Raw genomic sequence first — 22,919 nt, 5'->3', positions numbered from 1 at the left:
CCGTTCGGTGCTGCCGGACGGTCTTCCCCGAACCATCCAGCCAGAGGTGGTAAGCCTGATGATTACCCTGAACTTGAACGGCAAGGACCATGAACTCGACGTGCCCGCGGACATGCCCTTGCTCTGGGCCCTGCGCGACGTCGCCAACCTGACCGGCACCAAGTACGGCTGCGGCATGGCCCTGTGCGGTGCCTGCACTGTGCATATCGACGGCCAGGCGACCCGCTCCTGCATCACCCCGGTCTCCATGGTAGTGGGCAAGAAGGTCACCACCGTCGAAGCGGTGGCCGAGGACCCGGTGGGCAAGGCGGTTCAGGCAGCATGGCGCAAGCTCGACGTGGTGCAGTGCGGCTACTGCCAGTCGGGACAGATCATGTCCGCCACCGCGCTGCTGCACGGCAACCCCAAGCCGAGCGATGCCGACATAGACGCGGCCATGAGCGGCAATATCTGCCGCTGCGCCACCTACGTGCGGATTCGCGCCGCCATCCATGAAGCGGCCGGCGCGCTGGCGTGAGGAGAACCGATATGGGCACTTTCGAAACCGAAACCCGCGCCGCCAGCGGCATCCTCAATGTCAGCCGGCGCACCTTCCTCAAGGGCAGCGGCGGTCTCGCGCTGGGCGTCGCCCTGGCACCGCTGCTGCGGGGCGGCGAGGCGTTGGCCGCCAGCGCTGAACCCATCATGGCCAATGCCTTCGTGCGCATTGCGCCGGACAACACGGTGACCATCCTGGCCAAGCACGTAGAAATGGGGCAGGGCAGCTATACGGGCCTCGCCACCCTGCTGGCCGAGGAGCTGGACGCCGACTGGAGCCAGGTCCGGGTCGAGGGCGCGCCGGCCAATGCGGCGCTCTACAACAACCTGGCATTCGGCCCGATTCAGGGCACCGGCGGCAGCACCGCCATCGCCAACTCCTTCGAACAGATGCGGAAGGCCGGCGCCAGCGCCCGTGCCATGCTGGTCGCCGCCGCCGCCCAGCAGTGGAAGGTGCCGGCAGGGGAAATCACCGTGAGCAAGGGGGTGGTCAGCCATGCCGCTTCCGGGCGCAAGGCCGGCTTCGGCGAACTGGCCGAGGTGGCGGCTGGGCAACCGGTGCCGAGCGAGGTGAAGCTCAAGTCGCCCAAGGATTTCACCCTGATCGGCCAGGAGCGCCTGTCCCGCAAGGACAGCGCGGACAAGACCGACGGCAGCGCCGTCTTTACTCAGGACTTCAAGCTGCCCGGCATGCTGGTGGCGGTGGTGGCCTACCCGCCGCGCTTTGGCGGGGTGCCAAAGTCGGTGGATGCAGGCAAGGCCAAGGCCGTGCCCGGCGTGGTGGAAGTGGTCGAGTTCAAGGACACGCCCCACGGCCGCGCTGGCGTGGCGGTGCTGGCGACCAACACCTGGGCCGCGCGCCAGGGGCGTGATGCGCTGGTGATCGAGTGGGACGACAGCCGCGCCTTCAAGCTGGGCAGCGAAGAGATCTTCGCCCGCTACCGCGAGGCCGCCGGCAAGGAAGGACGGATCGCCAACAAGCAGGGCGATATCGGTGCCGCCATGTCCGCACCGGCCAAGCTGATCGAGGCTGACTACGAGTTCCCCTACCTGGCCCATGCCGCCATGGAGCCGATGAACTGTCTGGTGAAGCTGTCCGCCGGCCAGTGCGAGGTCTGGAACGGTGAACAGTTCCAGACCGTGGACCAGATGGCTATCGCCAAATACCTGGGCATTCCGGTGGAGAAGGTCAGCCTGACCCAGCTCTACGCCGGCGGCAGCTTCGGCCGCCGCGCCAACCCGCTGTCCGACTACCTGCTGGAAGCCGTGGCCATTGCCAAGGCGGCTCGTGCCAAGGGGCAGGAGGTTCCGGTGAAGCTGGTCTGGACCCGCGAGGACGACACCCATGCCGGCTTCTTCCGCCCGGCGTACCTGCACCGTGCGCGCCTGGCGCTGGACGCCGAGGGCCGACTGCAGGGCTGGCACCAGCGGCTGGTGGGGCAGTCCATCCTCAAGGGCACGGCCTTCGAAGGGGCGCTGGTGAAGGAAGGCATCGACCACACCTCGGTGGAGGGGGTTGCCAACCTGTCCTACGAAGTGCCCAACCTGCAAGTGGAGCTGTCCACGCCGGAGGACATCGGTGTGCCGGTGCAGTGGTGGCGTTCCGTGGGCCACACCCATACCGCCTACGCGGTGGAAACCCTGATCGACCAGGCCGCTACCACTGCTGGCAAGGACCCCTACGAATACCGTCGCAGCCTGCTCGCCAAGCACCCGCGCCACCTCGGCGCGCTGGAGCTGGCGGCGCAGAAGGCCGGCTGGGACCAGCCGTTGAAACCGGGCGCGGAGGGCGAGAAGCGCGGGCGTGGAATTGCCGTGCACGAGTCCTTCAATTCCTTCGTCGCCCAGGTGGCGGAGGTGACGGTGAAGGCCGACGGCAGCTTCAAGGTGGATCGGGTGGTCTGCGCGGTGGACTGCGGACTGGCGATCAACCCGGACGTGATCCGTGCACAGATGGAAGGTGGTATCGGCTTCGGTCTGGCGGCGGCGCTGCATGGCGCCATCACCCTGAAGGACGGGGTGGTGGAACAGTCCAACTTTCACCAGTTCGAGGTGCTGCGGATCAACGAGATGCCGGTGGTGGAGGTGCACATCGTGCCATCGGCGCAAGCGCCCTCCGGTGTGGGGGAGCCGGGCGTGCCGCCCATTGCGCCGGCGGTGGCCAACGCGCTGCATGCGGCGGTGGGCCAGCGATTCTACAGGCTGCCGTTGCCCAGGCAGGTGGGGCAGGCTTGATGTCGGCCGCCTGGGGGCGTCCCGAACGGCGTCGCGCTCAGGCGGCGAGACTGGCGTAGATCAGTTCGCGCAAGGCCTTGCGCTCGCCCGCCGGCGTGGGCGCCTTGCGCACGGCCAGGCTGCCATCGCCCAGGCTCACCACCACTTCGGTCTCGAAGTGCAGGTGGACTTCATCCAGGGTTACGTGGGTGACCTGATAGAGGTTTTCACTGATGCGTGGGTCGGCGGACATGGCGTTGGTCTCGTTCCGATGGGCCGCAAGGCCGATGAAACAATGGTGCCGCCGGTGCGCCCAGCGCGGAATTGAAAGGGCGTGATGGTGAAAATCATTCCCGTCGATGACGGAGGCTGGACCCCGCAACGCCGAAATGAGAAAGGCGGCCTGGGTGGCCGCCCTTTTTGTTGTGCCTATTTGCTCAGGAGTACCGCCAGTTCATCGGCCTCCTCGGCCCAGTCGGAGTCGTCCAGCAGGGCATCGCGCAGGAAGGAGGACTGCGCCTTGTTCCAGAAGGGGGCGTCGGGCAGGGCCTGGCCCACCGCCAGGCGATGTCCAGCGACAAAACGCTCTATTCCGCCCTTGTCGGAGGGCAGGCCGAGTTGGTCGAAGAGGGCGCTGAGGCTGTGGTGACTGGTGTCCATGGCGGGACCTCCGGGGACGTTCACTGGGAGAAAAAGGGCTCCATGGACTATAGACCCTGTGCCGACCAGGGGCGTCGGACGGCAGCATGTCGGCTGCGCAAGGCTTGGGGTTGCGCCTGCCGCAGCCTTGGCTAGCCTCTCAAAAAAAGCGCGGTCGTCGAACCGCAGGCCACCTGGCAGGGGGCGACATGAACGTTCATAGCGAGCAGAAACGTTCCTTGTGGAATCCGGTCGAGGCCACGCTGCTGCTGGCCCCCGTCTGGTCGCCGGTGCTTTTCATCTTCGTCGCCGAGCTTCTCCACGAATTCTTCCAGATCAACTGGCTGTTCAACTCCAGCCTGAGCACCTTCGGCATGTACCTGGTGCCGGCGCTCTCGGCCTTGCCATTGATCCACGATTCGCCCCGCCCGCTGGCCGTCAAACTGTTGCTGGCGGGCGGTTACTACCTGGTCGGGCTGGCGGCGATCTTCCTGATGTCCTGGGGGATGCTGCTCTATACCGGCTATTCCTGATCCGGCTGAGGAACCCGGCGCGGGGCGATGGATCAAAGGCCCCGGGTCCGCATATTCGGCGGATCGTCCCATTACGGAGTTATCCATGTCCCCTGTGAAGAAACTCGCGCTCGTCGGCCTTGTTGCCCTGCCATTGGTTGGCTGCCAGAAGGAGGAGCCCATCGACCAGGCAGTGCTCTGCACCTACAGCACCGATGCCGAGGCCAAGCTGTGCAAGCCTGGCCAGATGTCCTGGTTCAAGGCGGGGAAGGCGGTCAGCGCGGCGCTGCCGCTGAGCGTGGCGGCGGCCTATTGCGACTTCAATCATCAGGTCATGTACAACGAGGCGGGGGTGATCTGTGTCTTCACCGACAAGCGCCTGAGCCTGGTGAAATAGGGCTCTGCCAAGTAGGCGCATTTTCTCGTGGGAGCAAACGGGCGGGAGGTTGCAGGGCAGTTCTCCAACCTGCATTGCGATTGAAATCGCCCCCACAGGTAGAGCGGCGCTCTACCTCTTCGCTTTTGCTCCCTCCAAAAAGACTGAAGGCGCCACAGGTGGCGCCTTCTGCCTTTCGAGGGTTTGCATACATCGTGATTGCCTGCCTCTGAACGGCTCCGGGATCAGCTGATGCGGTTGGCGCCGCTGCGGTCGGCACCACCTTCGGCGACGCGGAAGGCGTTGGTGCGGTCGGAACCGCTTTCAGCCACGTCGAAGCCCTTGGTGCGATCGGAGCCACCTTCGGCGACGCGGAAGGCATTGGTGCGGTCGGAACCGCTTTCGGCCACATCGAAGCCCTTGGTGCGATCGGAGCCACCTTCGGCGACGCGGAAGGCGTTGGTGCGGTCGGAACCGTTTTCAGCCACATCGAAGCCTTTGGTGCGGTCGGAACCACCTTCGGCAACCCGCAGGGACTCGGAGCGCTCGGCACCACTTTCAGCCACACGGACGCTCTGGGTGCGATCGGAACCACCCTCAGCGACGACGGCACCCTGGGGCAGGGCAAAAGCGGTGGCGGACAGGCTGGCGATGAACAGGCTGGCAAGGATTTGCTTTTTCATGTTGGGCACCTCGGTGAGGGGGGTGAAATTCGTCTACGGGGCCCATGTTACTGATGTGATTTCGATGATGAAGTGATCCTGAGTGATGGTTGCCATCGACGCCATTGATAGTTGTTTTAGTCCTATAAAAAACAACATGTTAGGTGTGTTGAAAGAGCGCTTTTGCGCAAGGTGGAAAGGCTTTTTACTTGAATTGGTATAATCGATTTATTCGATAAAATTGCGCCATGGAAGCACTCCATCGCGGCCGGCCAAGGGGCGAGGCCTCATCGACTTCCTGGCGCGGCGCTTTTCTCCCTAGCCGCCGGGGACTAGGCTAGTGGCACTTTTCAGCAGACGGATAGTGCCATGTCCACCGAGATCCACGCCCAGTTCGCCGAAGCCCCCCTCAATGCCATCGAGGCTCGCCTGCTCGGCAGCCTGATCGAGAAGCAGGCCACCACCCCCGAGTCCTACCCGCTGACCCTCAATGCCCTGGTGCTGGCCAGCAACCAGAAGACCAGCCGCGAGCCGGTGATGAACGTCACCCCCGGCCAGGCCGGGCAGGCACTGCGTAATCTGGAGGCGCGCGGCGTGGTGAAACTGGTGATGGGCAGCCGCGCCGACCGCTGGGAGCAGCGCGCCGACAAGGCGCTGGAGCTGGTGCAGCCGCAGCTGATCCTGATCGGCCTGCTGCTCCTGCGCGGGCCGCAGACCCTGGGCGAATTGCTCACCCGCAGCAACCGCATGGCCGACTTCGATGACACCGAAGATGTCCGCCACCAGCTGGAGCGCCTGATCGGCCGTGGCCTGGTGGTGCTGATGCCACGCCAGGGCGGCCAGCGGGAGGACCGCTACATGCACCTGATGGGCGAGCCGGCCGATCTCGAGGCCCTGCTGGAGGCCCGCGCCAGCCAGCCGGAGCGGGGCGAGTCCCGCGCGGCTGCCGATGCCCGTATCGAAGAGCTGGAAGCCCGGGTCGCCGACCTGGAAGCGCGCCTGGCTCGCCTGGAAGACCGGGGCGAGTGACCCCCGTACGGGGCGCGCCGGCTATCCGTCGATGTCGCCCCGACGATTTCCCCGCACGAGAGGACCTGCGATCCTTTCCCGACCGTGAAACACCGCCTCTGAGGTATCCATGAAGATCAGCTCGGACTTCGACAGCGGCAATATCGAAGTGATTGACGCCAGTAACCCGCAACAGGTGCTCCTGGCCATGCGTCCGGACCTGAAGAGCCACCACTTCCAGTGGTTCCACTTCAAGGTCGAAGGCCTCACCCCCGGCCAGCGCTATGGTTTCAGCCTGACCAACGCCGGGCAGTCGGCCTACGCCCATGCCTGGACCGGCTACAACGCCGCCGCTTCCTATGACCAGGTCAACTGGTTCCGCGTCCCCAGCAGCTTCGACGACAAGGGCCTGCATTTCGCCCTGGAACCGACCCATGAAGACATCTGGTTCGCCTATTTCGAACCCTACAGCCGTGCCCGCCATGATTGGCTGATCAGCGAGGCCCTGGACAAGGCCGGCGCCGAGGCGATCGCCATCGGCAAGAGCATCGAGGGCCGCGAGATTCCGTTGTTGCGCATCAGCCGCAACCCGCAGGCCCAGCGCAAGGTCTGGATCATCGCCCAGCAGCACCCGGGCGAGCACATGGCCGAGTGGTACATGGAAGGGGTGATCGAGCGCCTGTCGCGCCGTGATGACGCCGAACTGGACGCCCTGCTGGCCAAGGCCGACCTCTACCTGGTGCCGAACATGAACCCGGACGGCGCCTTCCGCGGCCATCTGCGCACCAACGCCGCCGGCAAGGACCTCAACCGTGCCTGGCAGTCCGCCGACGACACGGAAACCCCCGAGGTGTTCTTCGTCCAGCAACAGATGCGCAAGGTCGGCGTGGACCTCTTCCTCGATATCCACGGCGACGAGGAGATCCCCCACGTGTTCACCGCCGGCTGCGAAGGCAACCCCGGCTACACGCCGCGCCTGGAAGCCCTGGAAAGCGAGTTCCGCCAGCGCCTGGTGGAGATGGGCGCGGAGTTCCAGACGGCATTCGGCTACCCCCGCGACGAACCGGGCAAGGCCAACACCACCCTGGCCTGCAATGCCGTGGGCATGGCCTTCGACTGCCTGTCCTTCACCATCGAGATGCCCTTCAAGGACCACGACGACAACCCGCATCCGCGCACGGCCTGGAATGGCGAGCGTTCCAAACGCCTGGGCAAGGATGTGCTGTCGGTGGTGGCGGCGATGGTGGACAAGCTGCGCTGAGGGCGAAGAAAACCGGCCCCGCAATGGGGTCGGCTCTAGTTGCGATGTAGGGTGGACCACGCTTTACCGGTCCACCATTCGTGGCCCACCCGGGCGACGGGTGGTGGAAATGAAAAGCGATTTCCACCCTACGATCTGGAACTCACACCCCGCTTTCGTTCTGCAGGTTGGCCTGGGTGATGTTGCTGCCTTCCGGCACGCTGCGGGTCAGCCAGACGTTGCCGCCGATGGTCGAGCCCTTGCCGATGGTGATGCGGCCGAGGATGGTGGCGCCGGCGTAGATCACCACTTCGTCTTCCACGATCGGGTGGCGTGGCTGGCCCTTCTGCAGGTTGCCTTCCTCGTCCGCCGGGAAGCGCTTGGCGCCCAGGGTCACCGCCTGGTAGATGCGCACCCGCTCGCCGATGATCGCGGTTTCACCGATGACGACGCCTGTGCCGTGGTCGATGAAGAAGCTCTTGCCGATCTGTGCGCCGGGGTGGATGTCGATACCGGTGGCCGAATGGGCGATCTCGGCGATCATCCGCGCCAGCAGCGGCAGGCCGGCCTGGTAGAAGTAGTGGGCGAGGCGGTGGTGGATCACCGCGTGCACACCCGGATAGCAGATCAGCACTTCGTCCACGCTGCGCGCCGCCGGGTCGCCCTGGAAGGCGGCGAGGACGTCGGTGTCCAGCAGCACCCGCAGCTTCGGCAGGGTGGTGGCGAAGCCCTTGACGATTTCGATGGCCTGGCAGGCGATGTCATCGCCGCTGGCGCCGTTGTGCCGCGCGGCATAGCTCAGTTCCCGGCGCACTTCGCCGGCCAGGGCGTTGAGCGCGACGTCCAGGGTGTGGCCGACGTAGAAGTCCTCGCTCTCTTCGCGCAGGTCGGCCGGGCCGAGGCGCATGGGGAAGAGGGCGCCGGAAAGGGCTTCGATGATATGCCCGACGGTGATGCGCGAGGGCAGTTCACGGCCGCCGCGGTCCTGCAGCCGGCCATGCTGGCTGCGCCATTGGGCGCGGGCGTCGCGCAGCTCGCTGACGATCTGGTCGAGCTGCCAGTTGACCGGCCGGCAGCCGGTGGCGACATAGGGAAGTCTGTTCATTGGGGTACCTGTAAGGCGCGGACCGGATCGCTATAGCCTGCGGAGAATCACCTGTTGTGCGCAAGCGCTTCTTCGCAGGATTCAGTCCGTCGGCACCAGCGGCTGGGCCTGTTGACGCGGTGCGGCGGTCAGGGTGCAGCCGACGGAGGCGAGGATAATGCAGCAGATGGCCAACCACTGCAGCGCCGACAGGTGCTCACCGAGGAAGATCAGTCCGGACAGCGCGGCGAAGGCCGGCTCGATGCTCATCAGGGTGCTGAAGGTCTGCGCCGGCAGGCGGGTCAGGGCGACCATTTCCAGGGTGTAGGGGATGGCGGTGGAGAGCAGCGCGACGCCCAGGGCCACCGGCAGCAGTTCCGGACGCAACAGCTCGGCGCCGGCGTGGGCGATGCCCACCGGGGCGACGAAGACGGCCGCCACCAGCACGCCGAGGGCGGCGCCCTGCATACCGTGGTCGCTGCCGGCGCGCGCACCGTAGAGGATGTAGAGCGCCCAGCAGATTCCCGCGCCCAGGGCGTAGGCCATGCCGGTCAGGTCCAGGTGGCCCTCGGCCTTGCCCAGCGGCAGCAGCAGCCAGAGCCCCACGGCCGCCAGGCCAATCCAGACGAAGTCGATGGCGCGCCGCGAGGCGAACAGCGCCACCGCCAGGGGGCCGGTGAACTCCAGGGCGACGGCGATGCCCAGGGGAATGCTGCGCAGGGACATGTAGAACAAGAGGTTCATCCCGCCCAGGGCCAGGCCGTACAGGATCAGTGGCCGCAGGGACTCCGTGCTGATGCGGGTGCGCCAGGGGCGCAGGATCAGGGTGAGCATGATGGCGGCGAATACCAGGCGCAGGGTCGTGGTGCCCTGGGCGCCGATCACCGGGAACAAGGATTTGGCCAGGGACGCGCCGCTCTGGATGGACGCCATGGCCACCATCAGGACGGCAACGGGCAAAAGGGTCGAAGCAAGGCGACTCGACAGCGAAGGCATGAAGGCTGATCCGACAGGCAAGTAAAGGGGTGGCGCGTTTGCGTGCTAATGTGCAACATAATGCGCAAAAAACAGGGTATGAGCAATATGTTGCCCAAATCGGATGAACGCCCCAACGTCCTGGAACATGTCTCCGAGAACGTCCGCCGCCTGCGCCGTGCGGCGGGTCTCAGTCAGGAAGCCCTGGCCACTGCCGCGGGCGTCAGCCGGCGCATGCTGGTGGGTATCGAGGGGGGCGATGTGAATGTCAGCCTGGCCACCCTCGACCGCATCGCCGCCGCCCTTGGCGTGCTGTTTCCCGACCTGGTGCAGCAACCGGACCGCCCCGACCGTTCACGCATCAACGCCGTGGCCTGGGTCGGCACCCGGCCCGGCAGCCGGGCGACCCTGCTGGCCAGCGCCGCCGCACGCCATGAAGTGGAACTCTGGAGCTGGTCCCTGGAGGCCGGTGAGCGCTACACCGCCGAACCCGATGCCGAGGGCTGGCGGGAGATGGTCTACGTGATCGAAGGCAGCCTCAGCCTGTTTCGCGGCGAGCAACGGCAGCAGGTGGAAGCGGGGGATTTCCTGGTCTTCGCCAGCGACAAGCCCTACACCTTCGCTAACGAAGGCGACGCCACGCTGCGCTTTGTCCGCAATGTGCTGACCTAGACCCGCTTCGCGGCCCAGCCTTGTGTAGGGTGGACCACGCTTCACCGGTCCACCATTCGCACTCCGGGTTGGCGCCGATGGTGGATGGAAAAGCGCCATCCACCCTACGGGATCAGGCGTTGCGTTGTGGGGGCGATTTCAATCGCTGTGCTGACCTGGACCCGCTTCGCGGCCCAGCCTTGTGTAGGGTGGACCACGCTTCACCGGTCCACCGTTCGCACTCCGGGTTAGCGCCGATGGTGGATGGAAAAGCGCTATCCACCCTACGGGATCAGGCGTTGCCCGATGGGGGGCGATGGGGCAGCCAGGCTGCCCATAGCGAATGAATTGCCCCCACAGGGGTTACTCCTGCTCGTTCTCATCCTCGGCGTCGCCACCGAAGGCATCCAGGCAGCGCAACGCGTGTTCGCCCTCTGTCCCGGTGAGTTTCCAGCAACCGCTGTCGGCATCGAAGCGCGCGGCTTGCACGACGGCCTGGGTGAAGCGCCATTCCCGGCGGGTGCGGCCATCCATGCATTCGATCCGCAGCAGTTGGGCCTCGGGCTCGCCCGGTTGCCCGGCCTCCAGGGCTTCCACCAGGGTTTCGTCCAACTCGAATTCCCAGGCGTGCAGGTCGTCGATGAACAGCATGTCGGCGGCCAGCAGGGCCTGAAGTAGCGTCTCGTGGGTCATGGAAGCGATCCGTCAATCAATCGAAGGCGCGGGATGATAAGCCAGGACTCGCGTCATTGCTCGTTGGGGATCTCCAGGTACTGCTGGTTCTCGTCGCGGATGCGCTTGCCTTCCTCGTCATAGAGGAAGGGCAGGAACATGTAGCGCTTGCCGGCGGTGACCGGCGTGGCTTCGTGCAGCAGCGAGCAGGAGAACACCACGGCGCCGCCCGTAGGTGCGCTGAAGAGGCTCTGGCCGAATTCCGGAAAGCGCAGGCAGCCGCCTTCGTATTCTCCGCTGTTGAGGAACAGCGAAACGGCGAAGCGTCGGTGGGCGGTGCCCTTGGTGGTGTTGTCGCGGTGCGGGCGGAAATGGCCGGCTTCTTCGGCGTCGTAGCAGGACACCAGGTAGCGTTCCATGCGCGTGGCCTGAAACTGAAAGGCCTTGCGGATCTCCGGGAGCAGGCGCGAGTTGATGCGCTGCAGGCAGCACTGGCGCAGGTTTTCGTCCTCCAGGGCGCGGTCGCGGCGGCGCTTGTGATCGTACTTGAGCACCTCCACCGTCTTGCCGTCGCGTTCGATCATGTAACCCGAGTCGGTGCCTCCATGGTGCTCGTAGTAATCGATCAGGGTCTTGCACAGGGTCGGCCCGAAAATGCGCGGCACCACCAGCACCGGTGCCTGGGGTTGGGCGGGCACGGCGGGGGGGATCGGGTCCTGGGCCTGGAGCAGGGCGAGGAGCGTGTCCACGTGTCCTTCGCCGCCGGGGGGGATCGGCACCACGGCGATCACCCGCAGGCGCGGGTCCAGCAGGTAGGTCATCTGGCGCACGGCGCCGCTGGGCTGTTGCACGCCGTAGAGGTTGCAGACGGCGCGGTCGAAGTCCCAGAAGAAGCGGATACCCGGCAAGAGGTCGCGGACGCGCCGCTGCTCGCGGTCACGCGGGTCGACGCTGACACCGAAGAAGGCGGCACGGCTGTCGTCGAAACGCTCGCGGCGGGCCAGCAGATCGGTGAGCACCCGCGCGGCCGTCGGGTCCGCCGAGGAGCCGAGGAAGGACAGGGCGATGTAGCGCCCGGCGACGGTGTCGAAGGTGAATTGCTCGCGGCTCGGGGTGCTGGTGGTGAACCAGGGCACCGCTTCGCCCGGGTCGAGGGGGGAATTGCGCTGGGTCATGGTTGCCTCCGCTGGCTTGCACTCAACCTAGACCAATTGCCGTCCACGTGCTTCTCCCGGCGCCGGACGCGTATTCACAGGGTCCGACCGGTGCTTGACTCACCTCCAGATGGTTCAAATGGAAAGGCTGGTCCTGACTCAGGGCCGAAGGGCGCAGGAGCGAGCTCTGCTCGCGAGCCGAGCTCGCTCCTGCGCGGGATACCGCGCGGTGCGGTGATCAGTATTCGTTCTTGCACCCGGTTCCCCAGACCAGGTACTCGAGGACTTTCGTCTGCATCTGGCTGTCTTCATAGGTCATGCGCGCCGGTCCGATACCACAGAAGGTGGTCAGGTCGGTCATCTCCACCACCCGGGCGATATCCAGGTGGACACCGTACTCGTACTGGGTGACCGGCGGGGATTCCTGGCCGTTGCTGGCGGCCAGCGCGGCGGTGGAGGCGAGACTGAAGCCGAAGGCGATGACGAGGGTTTTCATGGTGGATTCTCCTGCTGGAGAGGGTGAGTTGCGGGTGGCCCCTACTGACCGCCAGGCGTTGGCCGGATGCCGCTGCCGGTGGTCATGCTCGAGAGCACGCCATCCCTGCGGATGAGCGCGTGGTAGAGGGCCGCCGCCAGGTGCGCCAGGACGCCGATGAACAGCAGGTACGCCAGTACAGTGTGGGCCAAGCGCAGCAAGGCATAGAGCCGCGCGTCCTGCGGGACGATGGGCGGCATCGGCAGGCTGTCGTGCAGCGCCAGCGGATAGCCGCCGGCGGACTGCATGGCCCAGCCCACCAGGGGCAGGGCAAGCATCAGGGCATAGAGGAACAAGTGGGACAGCCTGGCGATGCGTTGTTGCCAGGCGGGCATGTCGCCGGGGAGGGGCGGGGTGGGGCGGGTGAGGCGTACGGCCAGGCGGATCAGCACCAGCACCAGCAGGATCAGTCCCAGGGGCTTGTGCACGGCCACCAGGACACTGTGGCGCGGGGACAGGTCGGCCACCATGCTGACGCCGATAAACAGCATGGCCAGCAGGAGAATCGCCATCAGCCAGTGGAGGATTCGCAGCAGCGGGGCGAAATGGGTGGGTGCGTTCATGGCCGGGCTCCTTGCTCGGGGCTGGGCGCACCTTCGCGGGTGCGGCGATTGAAGGACACGGCATAGGCGGCCGAGCGCGCGCTGAGGATCGGGTCGTCGGAGGCCTGGATACCGTCCGGCAGCACCAGGGGGTCGTAGTTGATGTCGCGGCAGGCGCCCCGGTCCTGGGGCTCGGCGCGCTCCACCACCAGGGTGCCGGCATCCACCTGGCGGCGGTCGGCGGGCCATTGGCGGGTCGCATCGCTGGTCGGGTCGCCGGGCTCGGCCAGGGTCAGCACCAGGTGCCAGCGCAGCGGGCCCCGGGCCAGGCGCTGTTGCAGGTCATGGCTGAGGAAGTCCGCATCCTTGCCGGCCTCGCCCAGGGGCTCGAAGGGCGTTTCCGGCTGCACCGCCCAGCGCACGGGGTGGCGCCCGCCGGCGGCATCTTCCAGGCGGAAGGCATTGATGCTGTGGTAGGCGACGTTGGCGAAGCTGTTGCTCGGCTTGACCGTCTGCGCCCATTGGCGGAACGCGGCGCTTTCCGGGTGGGCGGCGAAGAAGGCCTGCATCTTTGCCGGGTCGGGCTTGCCGGTGGCGGGATCGGGGCGAGACGCCAGCAACTGCTCGTAGAAGGCTTCCGGCGTGGCCACCGCCAGCACCGGCGGCGTATTCATTCCCGTGCGCCACTGCTCGCCCCCGGGCAACTGGAACAGCAGGGCCATGCTGCGGGTGGGCACGCCGGCATCCGGCGCGTGGGGATTGCTGCCGCCGATGGCCAGGCGCCCGATCACCGGCACCCGGCCGGGCGCGAAGACGCTGGCGCGGGAAAGGGCTGCCGCCTGGCCGTTGCTCTCGAAGTAGCCGGCGAAGCACATGCCTTTCGCGTGGTTCTTGCGGTAGCCGGGAAACTTGCCGGCGTTGTTCTCGAAGGCGTCGATGACGTGTTGCGGCGTCAGGCGTTCGCCGCCTATCCAGCCCGCGGCATAGGCGAATCCCGCCGCCAGGCCGCCAACGGCGAGACCGATCAAAGCCAGCCGTGCGGCCAGGTCGATCCCCGTGGGGGTTGCGTTGCTCATGCGATACTCCCGGGCACTGTGCCCTTGTCCATGAGCCGGTGAGACGCACTGGGCGATGCCTTATTCCCATCCGGGAATAAAATCCCGGCTCGTGCGTCTTTCCGTCGCACAATTGGCGAGAGACACAAGACCAGGCCATGAACATGATCGATGACGCGGAACTACGGGAGTTGCTGCAACGGCTGCGGCGCTTCGCGCTGTGGCTGACGCGCAATGCCAGCAGTGCCGACGACCTGGTCCAGGCGACTCTGGAGCGGGCGCTTTCCAGGTGGAGCAGCAAGGGTGACGGCAATCTGCGTGCCTGGCTGTTTTCCATTCTCTACCGGCAGTTCCTCGACGGTCAGCGCCGGGCCCGCCGCCATGCGCGGCTGCTGGAGTTCTTCGGCGTCTGTCGCGACGAAGCGCCGTCCACCGAGGAGCTGGTGGTCAACCAGGCCACCCTGGAGGCGTTCGGCCGGTTACCGGCGGAGCAACGCGCGCTGTTGCTGCTGGTGAGCGTCGAAGGGCTCAGCTACAAGGAGACTGCCGAGGCCCTGGGGATTCCCATCGGCACCGTAATGTCCAGGCTGTCCCGCGCACGCAAGGCGTTGCGCGAACTGGCCGAGGGCGAGATATCCAACCCTCAGCTGCGGGTACTCAAATGAATGCATTCCATCCCAGCGACGACGATCTGCACGCCTATCTCGACGGCCAGCTCGATGCCGAGCAGCAGCAGGCGGTGGAGGCTTACCTGGCGACCAATCCGCAAGTGGCTGCCCAGGTGGAGGCCTGGCGGCGCGATGCCCAGCAGCTTCGCGCAGCCCTGGCGCGTCACGGCATGGCGCTCAATCCACGCCTCGATCCGCTGGCGATTCGGGCTTCGCTGCGCACCCGCAAGCGGCGTCGCCTGGCCCTGGCGGCGTCCTTCGTACTGGCCCTGGGGGCGGGCGGCCTGGGCGGTTGGCAGGCCCGGGACATGAGCCTGCTGGCGGCCAACCCGCCCATGCAGGATGCCCTGCAGGCCCACCGGCTATTCGCCTCCAGCCCGGTGGTGGACATCCAGGTGCGCCGGCCCGGCGAGTTGCAGGCCTGGCTGGACCAGCGCTTCAGCCATGCGGCGCGGATTCCCGACCTCAGCCCCTATGGCTTCACCCCGGTGGGCGGACGCTGGCTGGTGACCGAGCAGGGTGCCGCAGCCTTGCTGCTGTTCGAGGATGGCCAGGGGCAGCGGGTCAGCCTCTACCTGCGCGCGCCGGGTTTGCTCTACCCGCGCATGCAGAAAGGGCAGCGCACCGATGGCGAGCTGGAAGCGCGCTACTGGTCGCGGGACGGCTACAACTACGCGCTGGTGAGCCGGGAAGGAGATCCGCGAGGGGAGGTGCTGGGGCGGGCGCTGGCGTTCTGAGCCTTTGGTGCCGCATTGGTCCGCCGGCCCCTCTCCCTGAAGAGAGAGGGATCATCAAAGGTAGGATGGGTATCGCTTCGCTCGCGGAACGCCGCCCGACCCTATCTTGGACTGAGCCTGGTGAGGGACCCCCGTTGTAGGAGCGAGCTCTGCTCGCGAAGACCTCCGCGCTGGATTCGCGAGCAGAGCTCGCTCCTACGCCATTACCTGGCTGCCAGGGATGGGATCAGGCCTGCATCGCCCCGCCATGCACGTCCATGGCCGCCTGGCGCAGGGCCTCGGAGCGGGTCGGGTGGGGGTGGCAGATCAGCGCGATGTCTTCGGCCGAGGCCGAGAACTCCATGGCCACGCAGTACTCGCCGATCATTTCGCTGACGCAGGGGCCCACCATGTGCACGCCCAGCACTTCGTCCGTGCGCTCATCGGCCAGCACTTTGACGAAGCCTTCGGTCTCGTGATTGATCTTGGCCCGGCTGTTGGCGGTGAAGGGGAACTTGCCGACCCGGTAGGGCCTGCCCTCGGCCTTCAGCTGTTCCTCGCTCTTGCCCACGCTGGCCACTTCCGGGCGGGTGTAGATCACATTGGGGATGACGTTGTAGTTCACCTCGGCGGCCTGGCCCGCGATGCGTTCGATGCAGACGATGGCCTCGTCTTCGGCCTTGTGCGCGAGCATCGGGCCAGAGGTGACGTCGCCGATGACGTAGACGCCCGGCGCGCCGGTCTGGTGGCGCTCGTTGGCGAGCATGCCGCGGGCGTCAGTGGCCAGGCCTACGCTCTCCAGCCCCAGGCCTTCGGTGTAGGGGCGGCGACCGATGGCCACCAGCACATAGTCGGCCTTGAGGGTTTCCGCCAGGCCGCCGGCGGCGGGTTCGATGGCGAGTTCCACGGCGCTCTTGCCGGCCTTGGCACTGGTGACCTTGGAGCTGAGCTTGAAGCTCATGCCCTGCTTGGTCAGGGCGCGCTGCAGGGTCTTGGCGGTTTCATCGTCCAGGCCGGGGCAGATGCGACCCAGGTATTCCACCACTGTCACCTGGGCACCCAGGCGGCGCCAGACCGAGCCCAGTTCCAGGCCGATCACCCCGGCACCGATCACCACCAGGTGCTTGGGAACCTCCGGCAGGGACAGCGCGCCGGTGGAGTCGAGAATGCGCTTGTTGTCGATGGTCACGCCGGGCAGCGGGGTCGGCTCGGAACCGGTGGCGATGACGATGTTGCGGGTTTCCAGGGTTTGCTGCTGGCCATCGGCGGCAGTCACCACCACTTTGCCGGCGCCGTCGATACGGCCCCAGCCCTTGACCCATTCCACCTTGTTCTTGCGGAAGAGGAACTCGATGCCCTTGGTCAGGGCGGCCACGCTTTCGGCCTTCTGCTTCATCATCTGCGCCAGGTCGAGGCTGGGCTGGACCTGGATGCCGAGCGTGGCGAATTCCTTGCCTGAGGCCGCTTCGAAGAGTTCGGACGCATGGAGCAGGGCCTTGGACGGCATGCAGCCGACGTTCAGGCAGGTGCCGCCCAGGGTTTCACGACCCTCGACGCATGCCACCTTCATGCCCAACTGGCCGGCCTTGATCGCCGCGTTGTAGCCGCCTGGGCCGCCGCCTACCACCACCACGTCATATGCGCTCATGGGAAGTACCCCGGTCGAAAAGTCCTAAAGGGAAAGCTCAAGCCTAGTGGACAACCCGCAGCCTTCCAGCCGGGTCGCATCCTGTTTGAATTATGCTTGTAATATTGTTTCCGTCATATCACTCGTCAAGCGCGGTAGCGTTCGCTGGGGTTTACCAGTCCAGGCGCAGGCGGCTCTCGAAGCGGCGTGGTTCGCCACTGATGGGGTCGTCGAAGGCGAGGTCGCGGGCCAGCAGCTTGAGGGGACGCTGGTAGTCGTCCGGGCCGCCCCTGTCGGTCAGGTCCGGATAGAAGCCGTCGTTGCAGATGGGCGCGCCGAGGGCGGCCAGGTGCACCCGCAGCTGATGCTGCTTGCCGGTGATGGGGGTGAGGGCATAGCGCCAGAGGTCGCCGTGCTTCTCCAGCACCTCCAGACGGGTACGGGTGTTGGGCGTGCCGGGCACTTCCTGCATGCGGAAGAAGGGTTCGCCCTTGGCCAGGCGCGTTTCCCGCAGCAGCGGGAAGCCGAGACCAGGCAGCGCCGGGGCTATGGCTTCGTAGCGCTTGTCGATCTCCCGGTCGCGGAACAGCGCGTGGTAGAGGTTGCGGCTGGCCGGGTTGGCGGAGAACAGCACCAGGCCGGCGGTGTGGCGGTCGATGCGGTGCAGCGGCACCAGGTGGGGATTGCCCAGGCGCCGGGTCAGGCGCGCCTGCAGGGTTTCCTCAACGTACTCGCCCGCTGGCATCACGGGCAGGAAGTGGGGCTTGTCGGCTACCACCAGGTGCTCATCGACGTGCAGGACCTGTTCCTGGAACGGAATGGACCTTTCTCCCTTCACCTCGCGGAAGTAATGCACCCGCAGCGCGACCTGGTAGGGATGCTCCGGCCCGAGGGGCTGGCCCTGCCCATCGGTCACCTTGCCGCCGGCCATGCGTTCCAGCCAGGTCTCGCGGGAGATGGCGGGAAAACGGTCGCAGAGGCAATCCAGTACGGTGCGCCACTCGCCCTGGGGGAGGTGGAGAGTGCTGGGGCGGATGCTCGGGGTGCGGGACATGGAGTGTATCGGCGAGTTTCAGGAGCGGGGCATTAGGCCGCACCTGACTGACCGGAGTCAAAGCTGGAGGATAGAATGCACCTCCTCGTGCGCCAGCGGGCAGGAGCCCCGCTGCGATGGAAGGTCCATTGCAGGCGCACGCCAGGATATTCGTTCAGAAGAGGACCGTTGTATGTACTTCAAGTCGATTTCCCTGAGTCTCGCCCTGGCCGGCCTGCTCCTGGCCGGTTGCAGTTCGGCGGACAAGCCCGCGGCCCCCGCTGCCGTCGCGCCGGCCGCCGCCGAAGAGTCTACGAGTGCCGCTGCGCCGTCCGTGTCCGGTACCTGCGACGCCGCCGCGGTGGCCTCGCTGGTGGGCAAGACCGCCACCGTTGCCCTGGTGGAACAGGCCAAGCGCCAGGCCGGTGCCGAGACCGCCCGGGTGCTGCGGCCCCAGGACCCGATGACCATGGACTACAACTCCCGCCGGCTGAATATCGACGTGGATGCCACCGACGTCGTCAAGCAGTTCACCTGCGGCTAGCGAACCGTCGGAACCCGGCCGCGTCGCCGGGTTCAGCCAGCGACCTGTCAAAGCGCTCGCAGCAGCACGACCCCGGCGGCGATGACCCCGCAGGCCAGCAAGCGGATCGGCGGCAGCGGCTCCTTGAGCAGCAGCGCGCCGATCAGCAGGGCGAACAGCACGCTGGTCTCCCTCAGTGCGGAAACCAGCGCCACCGGGGCCCGGGTCATGGCCCAGATGGCGATGCTGTAGGCCGCCAGGGACATCGCCCCGCCCGCGAGGCCGCCGCGCCAATGCGGCCCCAGTTGCAGGAAGGTCCGTGGGCCGCGGGTGATGGCGATCACCAAGGCCATCACCAGGGCATTCACCGTGAACAGCCAGAGCGAATAGGACAGCGCGTCGCCATTGCGCCGGGCCCCGCTCGCATCGGCGAGGGTGTAGCCGGCGATGAACAGCGCCGTCATCAGGGCACAGCCCAACAGCTCCGCGTTGATGCCAGCGGCGCCACGCCCGCCGCGCACCGCCATCAGCCAGATGCCGCCCACCAGCACCAGCAGGCCCACCAACTCGCCGGGACTCAGCCGATCCCCGAGCAGGGCCACCGACAGCAGCGCCACCAGCAGCGGCGAGCTGCCGCGCGCCAGTGGGTAGACCTGGCCCAGGTCGCCGTGCTGGTAAGCGCGGGCCAGATAGCTGTTGTAGCCGATGTGGAAGAGGGCGGAGAGGCCGATCCAGGGCCAGGCTTGCGGCTTGGGTATGGCAACGAAGGGCAGGGCGGCCAGGGCCACCACGCCGGCGGCAATCTGGATCAGCGAAGCGGTGAGGAAGCGATCCAGGCCGATTTTCAGCAGGGCGTTCCAGCCCGCATGCAGGGCGGCGGCGGTGAGGACCAGGAGAAAGACCGGGGTTTCCACGCGGGACTGTCCTTGTGCGCTTCAAGAAGCCGGGTTGGTGGATGGGACATAAAAATGACCACGACGCAGGTGAGGGCCTAGGACGCCTGCTGCGCCGTGGTCACCGGGGTCTAGCACGACCCCTGAACTCAGAGCTGCTTGAGCATCTCCTCCAGGTGCACGTAGTCCATGTGGTGGGCCGCGGCGACGCTGCCGTTGGTCAGGCGCCCCTTGGCCACATTCAGGCCATGGCGCAGGTGCAGGTCTTCTTCCAGCGCCTTGCGCGTGCCCTTTTGCGCCAGGGCGATGACGAAGGGCAGCGTGGCATTGTTCAGCGCCAGGGTGGAGGTCCGCGCCACCGCCCCGGGCATGTTGGCCACGCAGTAGTGCACCACGTTGTCCACCACATAGGTGGGCTCGGCATGGGTGGTGGCGCGCGAGGTTTCGGCGCAGCCGCCCTGGTCGATAGCCACGTCCACCAGCACCGCGCCGTCCTGCATTCGCGCCACCATTTCGGCGGTGACCAGTTTGGGCGCGGCCGCACCGGGGATCAGCACGCCACCGATGACCAGGTCTGCCGCCAGCACCTGTTCACGCACGGTGCCGTGGGTGGAGTAGAGGGTGGTGATGCGGTTGCCGTAGAGGGAGTCCAGGCGGCGCAGGGCGTCCATGCTCTTGTCCAGCACCGTGACGTCGGCGCCCAGTCCCACCGCCATGGCCAGGGCATGGGTGCCGACCACGCCGCCGCCGAGGATCACCACCTTGCCGGGGGCCACGCCGGGCACGCCGCCGAGCAGCACGCCACGGCCCCCCCGGGCTTTTTCCAGGCAGCTGGCGCCCGCCTGGATCGACATGCGCCCGGCCACTTCCGACATGGGGGCCAGCAGTGGCAGGCGGCCGTGGTTGTCGGTGACGGTTTCATAGGCGATGCAGGTGGCGCCGGAGGCGATCAACTCGTCGGTCTGGGGCCGGTCGGGGGCCAGGTGCAGGTAGGTGAAGAGGGTCTGTTCGGGGCGCAGGCGGGCACGTTCCTGGGTCAGGGGTTCCTTGACCTTGACGATCAGTTGGGCCTGCTCGAAGACCTCGGCGGCGCTGCCCGCCACCCGGGCACCGGCCGCCTGGTAGTCCTCATCAGCGAAGCCGATGGCGGCGCCGGCCCGGGTCTCCACCCAGACCTCATGCCCCAGGCGGGTCAGCTCGGCCACCGATTGAGGTGTCAGGCCGACCCGGTACTCGTGGTTCTTGATCTCCTTCGGCACTCCGATACGCATGACGACCTCCAGGGTTCTTGTTGTCCTTTCAACAAGTGTAGAAACCCGGCCACCGCGCCTCCGCCGAATAGTGGCGGCTTTTCAGGGAATCTCCCTGAAAATTGCGGGGAAAACAGGCGCTCTCGGGAATCCTGTCAGCTTTCCTGGTCCTTTCGCCCACCCTTGGCAATGCCGCCGAGCAAGTCCACTGGCAGGGGGAAGACAATGGTGGTGGTCTTGTCGTTGGCGATGGAGCCCAACGTCTGCATGTAGCGCAACTGCATGGCGCCAGCCTGGCGGCTGAGCATTTCGGCGGCCTGCATCAGTTTCTCCGAGGCCTGCAGCTCGCCTTCGGCGTGGATCACCTTGGCCCGCCGCTCCCGTTCCGCCTCGGCCTGGCGGGCGATGGCGCGGACCATGGATTCATTGATGTCGACGTGCTTGATCTCGACGTTGGAAACCTTGATACCCCAGGCGTCGGTCTGGGAGTCCAGGGCCTGCTGGATATCGACGTTGAGGCGTTCGCGCTCGGCCAGCATCTCGTCCAGCTCATGCTTGCCGAGCACCGCGCGCAGGGTGGTCTGGGCCAGCTGGCTGGTGGCCATGAGGAAGTTCTCCACCTGGATGATGGCGCGTTGCGGGTCCAGCACCCGGAAGTAGACCACCGCGTTGACCTTCACCGAGACGTTGTCGCGGGAAATCACGTCCTGGGGGGGGACGTCCAGCACCACGGTGCGCAGGTCCACCCGCACCACCTGCTGGATGGCGGGGATGATCAGCACCAGCCCCGGTCCCTTGACCTTCCAGAAGCGTCCGAGCTGGAAGACCACGCCTCGCTCGTATTCGCGGAAGATGCGGATGGCCGAAACCGCCAGCACGATCAGCAGGAACAGGAGGGTGGCAAAACTCAGCGGAAAGGCCATGTTCAGTCTCCTTCGGGCGGACCTTCAGCCGCCATGACGTCCAGCAACAGTCCGTTGCGCGCCAACACGAGTACGCGCTGGCCGCTCCTCAATGGGGATTCGCTGCGTACCTGCCAGCGCTCACCCTGCAACTGCACCCAGCCGCTGCGCGGGTCGTTCGCCATCAGCTCGAGCAGGATGGTCTGGCTGCCCACCAACCCGGCGTCGCCGCTGACCAGCGCACGCCGGCGGGCGCCGACGGCCATGGCGAGAATGGCGAAGATCAGCAGGGCACTGGACAGCGCCACGGTGATGATCACCGAGAGGGGAATGCCGAAGCCGGGCACTTCGGTGTCGATCAGGATCACCGCGCCGACCACGAAGGCGGCGATGCCGCCAAAGCCGATGATGCCGAAGCTGGGCATGAAGGCCTCGGCGGCCATGAACAGGATGCCGAGCAGGATCAGGGCGATGCCGGCGAAGTTCACCGGCAGCAGCTGCAGGGCGTACAGGGCCAGGATCAGGCAGATACCCCCGATCACGCCGCCGACGCCGCTGCCCGGGTTGGAGAATTCGAAGATCAGTCCATAGACCCCGATCATCATCAGGATCAGTGCGACGCTGGGGTTGGTGATCACCGCGAGGATTTGCGCGCGCCAGTCCGGTTCACGCTGGACGAGCGGGGCGCCGGCGGTGGCCAGGGTGAGTTTCTGTCCGGCGATTTCCAGCGTCTTGCCGTCCAGCTTCTTCAGCAGGTCGGCGACGTCATGGGCCAGCAGGTCCACCACCTTCAGGCGTTCGGCTTCGGCGGCGGAGAGGCTGACCGACTCGCGCACCGCGCGTTCCGCCCACTCGGCATTGCGTCCGCGCATCTGCGCCAGGCCGCGGATATAGGCGGCGGCATCGTTGACCTGCTTGCGGGCGAGGGTTTCCTCGTTGCCGGGCTGTGCGGATTTGTTGTCCTGCTTGCCGTCCTTGTCGCCGGTCGGTTTGTCGCCTTCCGGCTGGCCGGGCATGCCGCCGATCTGCACCGGCGTTGCGGCACCCAGGTTGGTTCCCGGGGCCATGGCGGCGATATGACTGGCGTAGAGGATGTAGGTGCCGGCACTGGCCGCGCGGGCGCCGCTTGGGGCGACGAAGCTGGCCACCGGCACCGGGCTGGCGAGGATCGCCTTGATGATGCTGCGCATGGAGGTGTCCAGCCCGCCGGGGGTGTCGATCTGTATGACGACCAGCTGCGCCTTGTCTTCCTCTGCGCGTTCGATACCGCGGGTCAGGTAGTCAGCCGTGGCCGGGCCGATGGGGCCATCCACCGTGAGCACGGTGACGCTCCCGGCGGCCAGCAGCGTGCCGGGCGATAACATAGCCAGGCACAGGAGCCTGCTTAGCAACCAGCGGATCATGAACGCCTCCCGCCACGCCGTTTTCACTTACAGCATAGTTGAGAGGTC

Annotated in this window: 26 protein-coding genes; 10 read left to right on the top strand and 16 right to left on the bottom strand. The window is 66.5% G+C overall.

The annotated features are described in order from the left end of the window. Nucleotides 1-58 precede the first annotated feature (58 nt). Together ACFW0H_RS01870 and ACFW0H_RS01865 are read left to right on the top strand one after the other, a co-directional pair. Nucleotides 59-517: a (2Fe-2S)-binding protein gene (locus ACFW0H_RS01870; protein ID WP_422912187.1), complete on the top strand. Its 459-nt coding sequence runs from the start codon at nucleotides 59-61 to the stop codon at nucleotides 515-517. Nucleotides 518-528: 11 nt separating this feature from the next. Beyond that, complete coding sequence (locus tag ACFW0H_RS01865) at nucleotides 529-2,772, top strand: molybdopterin cofactor-binding domain-containing protein (RefSeq protein ID WP_422912186.1); 2,244 nt, start codon at nucleotides 529-531, stop codon at nucleotides 2,770-2,772. A 37-nt stretch (nucleotides 2,773-2,809) separates the two neighbouring features. Here ACFW0H_RS01865 and ptrC read toward each other — a convergent pair whose 3' ends face one another. Next, a complete protein-coding gene (gene ptrC / locus ACFW0H_RS01860) occupies nucleotides 2,810-3,004 on the bottom strand; it encodes a type III secretion system co-regulatory protein PtrC (RefSeq protein WP_422912185.1) in 195 nt (64 codons plus the stop codon). Nucleotides 3,005-3,180: 176 nt separating this feature from the next. Continuing rightward, on the bottom strand, nucleotides 3,181-3,411 hold the full coding sequence (locus ACFW0H_RS01855; RefSeq protein ID WP_422912184.1) for a DUF2789 domain-containing protein: 231 nt from the start codon (nucleotides 3,409-3,411) through the stop codon (nucleotides 3,181-3,183). 188 nt (nucleotides 3,412-3,599) lie between these two features. On the opposite strand from ACFW0H_RS01855, the gene ACFW0H_RS01850 reads away from it, so the two are divergent. After that, nucleotides 3,600-3,923, top strand: coding sequence for a hypothetical protein (locus ACFW0H_RS01850; RefSeq protein ID WP_422912183.1), 324 nt, complete (start codon nucleotides 3,600-3,602; stop codon nucleotides 3,921-3,923). A gap of 85 nt (nucleotides 3,924-4,008) precedes the next feature. Beyond that, nucleotides 4,009-4,299, top strand: coding sequence for a hypothetical protein (locus tag ACFW0H_RS01845; protein ID WP_422912182.1), 291 nt, complete (start codon nucleotides 4,009-4,011; stop codon nucleotides 4,297-4,299). Between the two features lie 224 nt (nucleotides 4,300-4,523). Here the strand turns inward: ACFW0H_RS01845 and ACFW0H_RS01840 are convergent, their stop codons facing one another. Continuing rightward, nucleotides 4,524-4,961, bottom strand: coding sequence for a hypothetical protein (locus ACFW0H_RS01840; RefSeq protein ID WP_422912181.1), 438 nt, complete (start codon nucleotides 4,959-4,961; stop codon nucleotides 4,524-4,526). A gap of 348 nt (nucleotides 4,962-5,309) precedes the next feature. On the opposite strand from ACFW0H_RS01840, the gene ACFW0H_RS01835 reads away from it, so the two are divergent. Together ACFW0H_RS01835 and ACFW0H_RS01830 are read left to right on the top strand one after the other, a co-directional pair. Next, nucleotides 5,310-5,969, top strand: coding sequence for a YceH family protein (locus tag ACFW0H_RS01835; protein ID WP_422912180.1), 660 nt, complete (start codon nucleotides 5,310-5,312; stop codon nucleotides 5,967-5,969). Between the two features lie 109 nt (nucleotides 5,970-6,078). Continuing rightward, entirely contained in the window at nucleotides 6,079-7,209 is a 1,131-nt protein-coding gene (locus ACFW0H_RS01830; protein ID WP_422912179.1) for a M14 family metallopeptidase, read from the top strand. Nucleotides 7,210-7,351: 142 nt separating this feature from the next. Here ACFW0H_RS01830 and epsC read toward each other — a convergent pair whose 3' ends face one another. Continuing rightward, complete coding sequence (epsC, locus tag ACFW0H_RS01825) at nucleotides 7,352-8,293, bottom strand: serine O-acetyltransferase EpsC (protein ID WP_422912178.1); 942 nt, start codon at nucleotides 8,291-8,293, stop codon at nucleotides 7,352-7,354. Between the two features lie 81 nt (nucleotides 8,294-8,374). Further along, on the bottom strand, nucleotides 8,375-9,268 hold the full coding sequence (gene rhtA, locus ACFW0H_RS01820; RefSeq protein ID WP_422912177.1) for a threonine/homoserine exporter RhtA: 894 nt from the start codon (nucleotides 9,266-9,268) through the stop codon (nucleotides 8,375-8,377). Nucleotides 9,269-9,328: 60 nt separating this feature from the next. Between rhtA and ACFW0H_RS01815 the strand changes: the two genes are divergently transcribed. Continuing rightward, nucleotides 9,329-9,919: a helix-turn-helix domain-containing protein gene (locus tag ACFW0H_RS01815; RefSeq protein ID WP_422912176.1), complete on the top strand. Its 591-nt coding sequence runs from the start codon at nucleotides 9,329-9,331 to the stop codon at nucleotides 9,917-9,919. 342 nt (nucleotides 9,920-10,261) lie between these two features. On the opposite strand, the gene ACFW0H_RS01810 is transcribed toward ACFW0H_RS01815, so the two are convergent. The 5 genes from ACFW0H_RS01810 to ACFW0H_RS01790 all read right to left on the bottom strand — a co-directional run bounded on the left by ACFW0H_RS01810 (nucleotide 10,262) and on the right by ACFW0H_RS01790 (nucleotide 13,877). Beyond that, a complete protein-coding gene (locus tag ACFW0H_RS01810) occupies nucleotides 10,262-10,591 on the bottom strand; it encodes a DUF5629 family protein (protein WP_422912175.1) in 330 nt (109 codons plus the stop codon). Nucleotides 10,592-10,644: 53 nt separating this feature from the next. Next, entirely contained in the window at nucleotides 10,645-11,745 is a 1,101-nt protein-coding gene (locus tag ACFW0H_RS01805; protein WP_422912174.1) for a 2OG-Fe(II) oxygenase, read from the bottom strand. Nucleotides 11,746-11,962: 217 nt separating this feature from the next. Then, complete coding sequence (locus ACFW0H_RS01800) at nucleotides 11,963-12,220, bottom strand: DUF2790 domain-containing protein (protein ID WP_422912173.1); 258 nt, start codon at nucleotides 12,218-12,220, stop codon at nucleotides 11,963-11,965. A gap of 41 nt (nucleotides 12,221-12,261) precedes the next feature. Next, nucleotides 12,262-12,822, bottom strand: a complete 561-nt coding sequence (locus tag ACFW0H_RS01795; RefSeq protein ID WP_422912172.1) for a cytochrome b — start codon at nucleotides 12,820-12,822, stop codon at nucleotides 12,262-12,264. Next, nucleotides 12,819-13,877, bottom strand: a complete 1,059-nt coding sequence (locus ACFW0H_RS01790; RefSeq protein WP_422912171.1) for a catalase family peroxidase — start codon at nucleotides 13,875-13,877, stop codon at nucleotides 12,819-12,821. Before ACFW0H_RS01790 ends, ACFW0H_RS01795 begins: the two co-directional genes overlap by 4 nt. A gap of 137 nt (nucleotides 13,878-14,014) precedes the next feature. Between ACFW0H_RS01790 and ACFW0H_RS01785 the strand changes: the two genes are divergently transcribed. Further along, entirely contained in the window at nucleotides 14,015-14,521 is a 507-nt protein-coding gene (locus tag ACFW0H_RS01785; protein ID WP_422912170.1) for a sigma-70 family RNA polymerase sigma factor, read from the top strand. Further along, nucleotides 14,518-15,261 (top strand): anti-sigma factor family protein, encoded by a 744-nt coding sequence (locus ACFW0H_RS01780; RefSeq protein ID WP_422912169.1) that lies wholly within the window; start codon nucleotides 14,518-14,520, stop codon nucleotides 15,259-15,261. Before ACFW0H_RS01785 ends, ACFW0H_RS01780 begins: the two co-directional genes overlap by 4 nt. A gap of 226 nt (nucleotides 15,262-15,487) precedes the next feature. Here the strand turns inward: ACFW0H_RS01780 and lpdA are convergent, their stop codons facing one another. Further along, a complete protein-coding gene (lpdA, locus tag ACFW0H_RS01775) occupies nucleotides 15,488-16,888 on the bottom strand; it encodes a dihydrolipoyl dehydrogenase (RefSeq protein WP_422912168.1) in 1,401 nt (466 codons plus the stop codon). 151 nt (nucleotides 16,889-17,039) lie between these two features. Then, complete coding sequence (locus ACFW0H_RS01770; RefSeq protein WP_422912167.1) at nucleotides 17,040-17,921, bottom strand: pseudouridine synthase; 882 nt, start codon at nucleotides 17,919-17,921, stop codon at nucleotides 17,040-17,042. Between the two features lie 172 nt (nucleotides 17,922-18,093). On the opposite strand from ACFW0H_RS01770, the gene ACFW0H_RS01765 reads away from it, so the two are divergent. Next, nucleotides 18,094-18,444 (top strand): I78 family peptidase inhibitor, encoded by a 351-nt coding sequence (locus ACFW0H_RS01765; protein WP_422912166.1) that lies wholly within the window; start codon nucleotides 18,094-18,096, stop codon nucleotides 18,442-18,444. Nucleotides 18,445-18,491: 47 nt separating this feature from the next. On the opposite strand, the gene ACFW0H_RS01760 is transcribed toward ACFW0H_RS01765, so the two are convergent. The 4 genes from ACFW0H_RS01760 to ACFW0H_RS01745 all read right to left on the bottom strand — a co-directional run bounded on the left by ACFW0H_RS01760 (nucleotide 18,492) and on the right by ACFW0H_RS01745 (nucleotide 22,871). Continuing rightward, entirely contained in the window at nucleotides 18,492-19,337 is an 846-nt protein-coding gene (locus ACFW0H_RS01760) for an EamA family transporter (RefSeq protein WP_422912165.1), read from the bottom strand. 128 nt (nucleotides 19,338-19,465) lie between these two features. Then, a complete protein-coding gene (gene ald, locus ACFW0H_RS01755; RefSeq protein ID WP_422912164.1) occupies nucleotides 19,466-20,587 on the bottom strand; it encodes an alanine dehydrogenase in 1,122 nt (373 codons plus the stop codon). 134 nt (nucleotides 20,588-20,721) lie between these two features. Continuing rightward, entirely contained in the window at nucleotides 20,722-21,489 is a 768-nt protein-coding gene (locus tag ACFW0H_RS01750) for a slipin family protein (protein WP_422912163.1), read from the bottom strand. Between the two features lie 2 nt (nucleotides 21,490-21,491). After that, nucleotides 21,492-22,871, bottom strand: coding sequence for an NfeD family protein (locus tag ACFW0H_RS01745; RefSeq protein WP_422912162.1), 1,380 nt, complete (start codon nucleotides 22,869-22,871; stop codon nucleotides 21,492-21,494). Between the last annotated feature and the right edge of the window lie 48 nt (nucleotides 22,872-22,919).

The sequence above is a fragment of the Metapseudomonas cellulosilytica genome (assembly GCF_049334135.1).
Lineage (GTDB): Bacteria > Pseudomonadota > Gammaproteobacteria > Pseudomonadales > Pseudomonadaceae > Metapseudomonas.
The sequence above is the reverse complement of the archived record's forward strand: the minus strand, read 5'-3'. Positions and strand labels throughout refer to the sequence as shown.

What these genes read in the sequence shown, in the direction of transcription:
- ACFW0H_RS01870 (WP_422912187.1), top strand. Translation starts at nt 59, where the DNA reads ATGATTACCCTGAACTTGAACGGCAAGGACCATGAACTCGACGTGCCC.
- ACFW0H_RS01865 (WP_422912186.1), top strand. Translation starts at nt 529, where the DNA reads ATGGGCACTTTCGAAACCGAAACCCGCGCCGCCAGCGGCATCCTCAAT.
- ptrC (WP_422912185.1), bottom strand. Translation starts at nt 3,004, where the DNA reads ATGTCCGCCGACCCACGCATCAGTGAAAACCTCTATCAGGTCACCCAC.
- ACFW0H_RS01855 (WP_422912184.1), bottom strand. Translation starts at nt 3,411, where the DNA reads ATGGACACCAGTCACCACAGCCTCAGCGCCCTCTTCGACCAACTCGGC.
- ACFW0H_RS01850 (WP_422912183.1), top strand. Translation starts at nt 3,600, where the DNA reads ATGAACGTTCATAGCGAGCAGAAACGTTCCTTGTGGAATCCGGTCGAG.
- ACFW0H_RS01845 (WP_422912182.1), top strand. Translation starts at nt 4,009, where the DNA reads ATGTCCCCTGTGAAGAAACTCGCGCTCGTCGGCCTTGTTGCCCTGCCA.
- ACFW0H_RS01840 (WP_422912181.1), bottom strand. Translation starts at nt 4,961, where the DNA reads ATGAAAAAGCAAATCCTTGCCAGCCTGTTCATCGCCAGCCTGTCCGCC.
- ACFW0H_RS01835 (WP_422912180.1), top strand. Translation starts at nt 5,310, where the DNA reads ATGTCCACCGAGATCCACGCCCAGTTCGCCGAAGCCCCCCTCAATGCC.
- ACFW0H_RS01830 (WP_422912179.1), top strand. Translation starts at nt 6,079, where the DNA reads ATGAAGATCAGCTCGGACTTCGACAGCGGCAATATCGAAGTGATTGAC.
- epsC (WP_422912178.1), bottom strand. Translation starts at nt 8,293, where the DNA reads ATGAACAGACTTCCCTATGTCGCCACCGGCTGCCGGCCGGTCAACTGG.
- rhtA (WP_422912177.1), bottom strand. Translation starts at nt 9,268, where the DNA reads ATGCCTTCGCTGTCGAGTCGCCTTGCTTCGACCCTTTTGCCCGTTGCC.
- ACFW0H_RS01815 (WP_422912176.1), top strand. Translation starts at nt 9,329, where the DNA reads ATGCGCAAAAAACAGGGTATGAGCAATATGTTGCCCAAATCGGATGAA.
- ACFW0H_RS01810 (WP_422912175.1), bottom strand. Translation starts at nt 10,591, where the DNA reads ATGACCCACGAGACGCTACTTCAGGCCCTGCTGGCCGCCGACATGCTG.
- ACFW0H_RS01805 (WP_422912174.1), bottom strand. Translation starts at nt 11,745, where the DNA reads ATGACCCAGCGCAATTCCCCCCTCGACCCGGGCGAAGCGGTGCCCTGG.
- ACFW0H_RS01800 (WP_422912173.1), bottom strand. Translation starts at nt 12,220, where the DNA reads ATGAAAACCCTCGTCATCGCCTTCGGCTTCAGTCTCGCCTCCACCGCC.
- ACFW0H_RS01795 (WP_422912172.1), bottom strand. Translation starts at nt 12,822, where the DNA reads ATGAACGCACCCACCCATTTCGCCCCGCTGCTGCGAATCCTCCACTGG.
- ACFW0H_RS01790 (WP_422912171.1), bottom strand. Translation starts at nt 13,877, where the DNA reads ATGAGCAACGCAACCCCCACGGGGATCGACCTGGCCGCACGGCTGGCT.
- ACFW0H_RS01785 (WP_422912170.1), top strand. Translation starts at nt 14,015, where the DNA reads ATGAACATGATCGATGACGCGGAACTACGGGAGTTGCTGCAACGGCTG.
- ACFW0H_RS01780 (WP_422912169.1), top strand. Translation starts at nt 14,518, where the DNA reads ATGAATGCATTCCATCCCAGCGACGACGATCTGCACGCCTATCTCGAC.
- lpdA (WP_422912168.1), bottom strand. Translation starts at nt 16,888, where the DNA reads ATGAGCGCATATGACGTGGTGGTGGTAGGCGGCGGCCCAGGCGGCTAC.
- ACFW0H_RS01770 (WP_422912167.1), bottom strand. Translation starts at nt 17,921, where the DNA reads ATGTCCCGCACCCCGAGCATCCGCCCCAGCACTCTCCACCTCCCCCAG.
- ACFW0H_RS01765 (WP_422912166.1), top strand. Translation starts at nt 18,094, where the DNA reads ATGTACTTCAAGTCGATTTCCCTGAGTCTCGCCCTGGCCGGCCTGCTC.
- ald (WP_422912164.1), bottom strand. Translation starts at nt 20,587, where the DNA reads ATGCGTATCGGAGTGCCGAAGGAGATCAAGAACCACGAGTACCGGGTC.
- ACFW0H_RS01750 (WP_422912163.1), bottom strand. Translation starts at nt 21,489, where the DNA reads ATGGCCTTTCCGCTGAGTTTTGCCACCCTCCTGTTCCTGCTGATCGTG.
- ACFW0H_RS01745 (WP_422912162.1), bottom strand. Translation starts at nt 22,871, where the DNA reads ATGATCCGCTGGTTGCTAAGCAGGCTCCTGTGCCTGGCTATGTTATCG.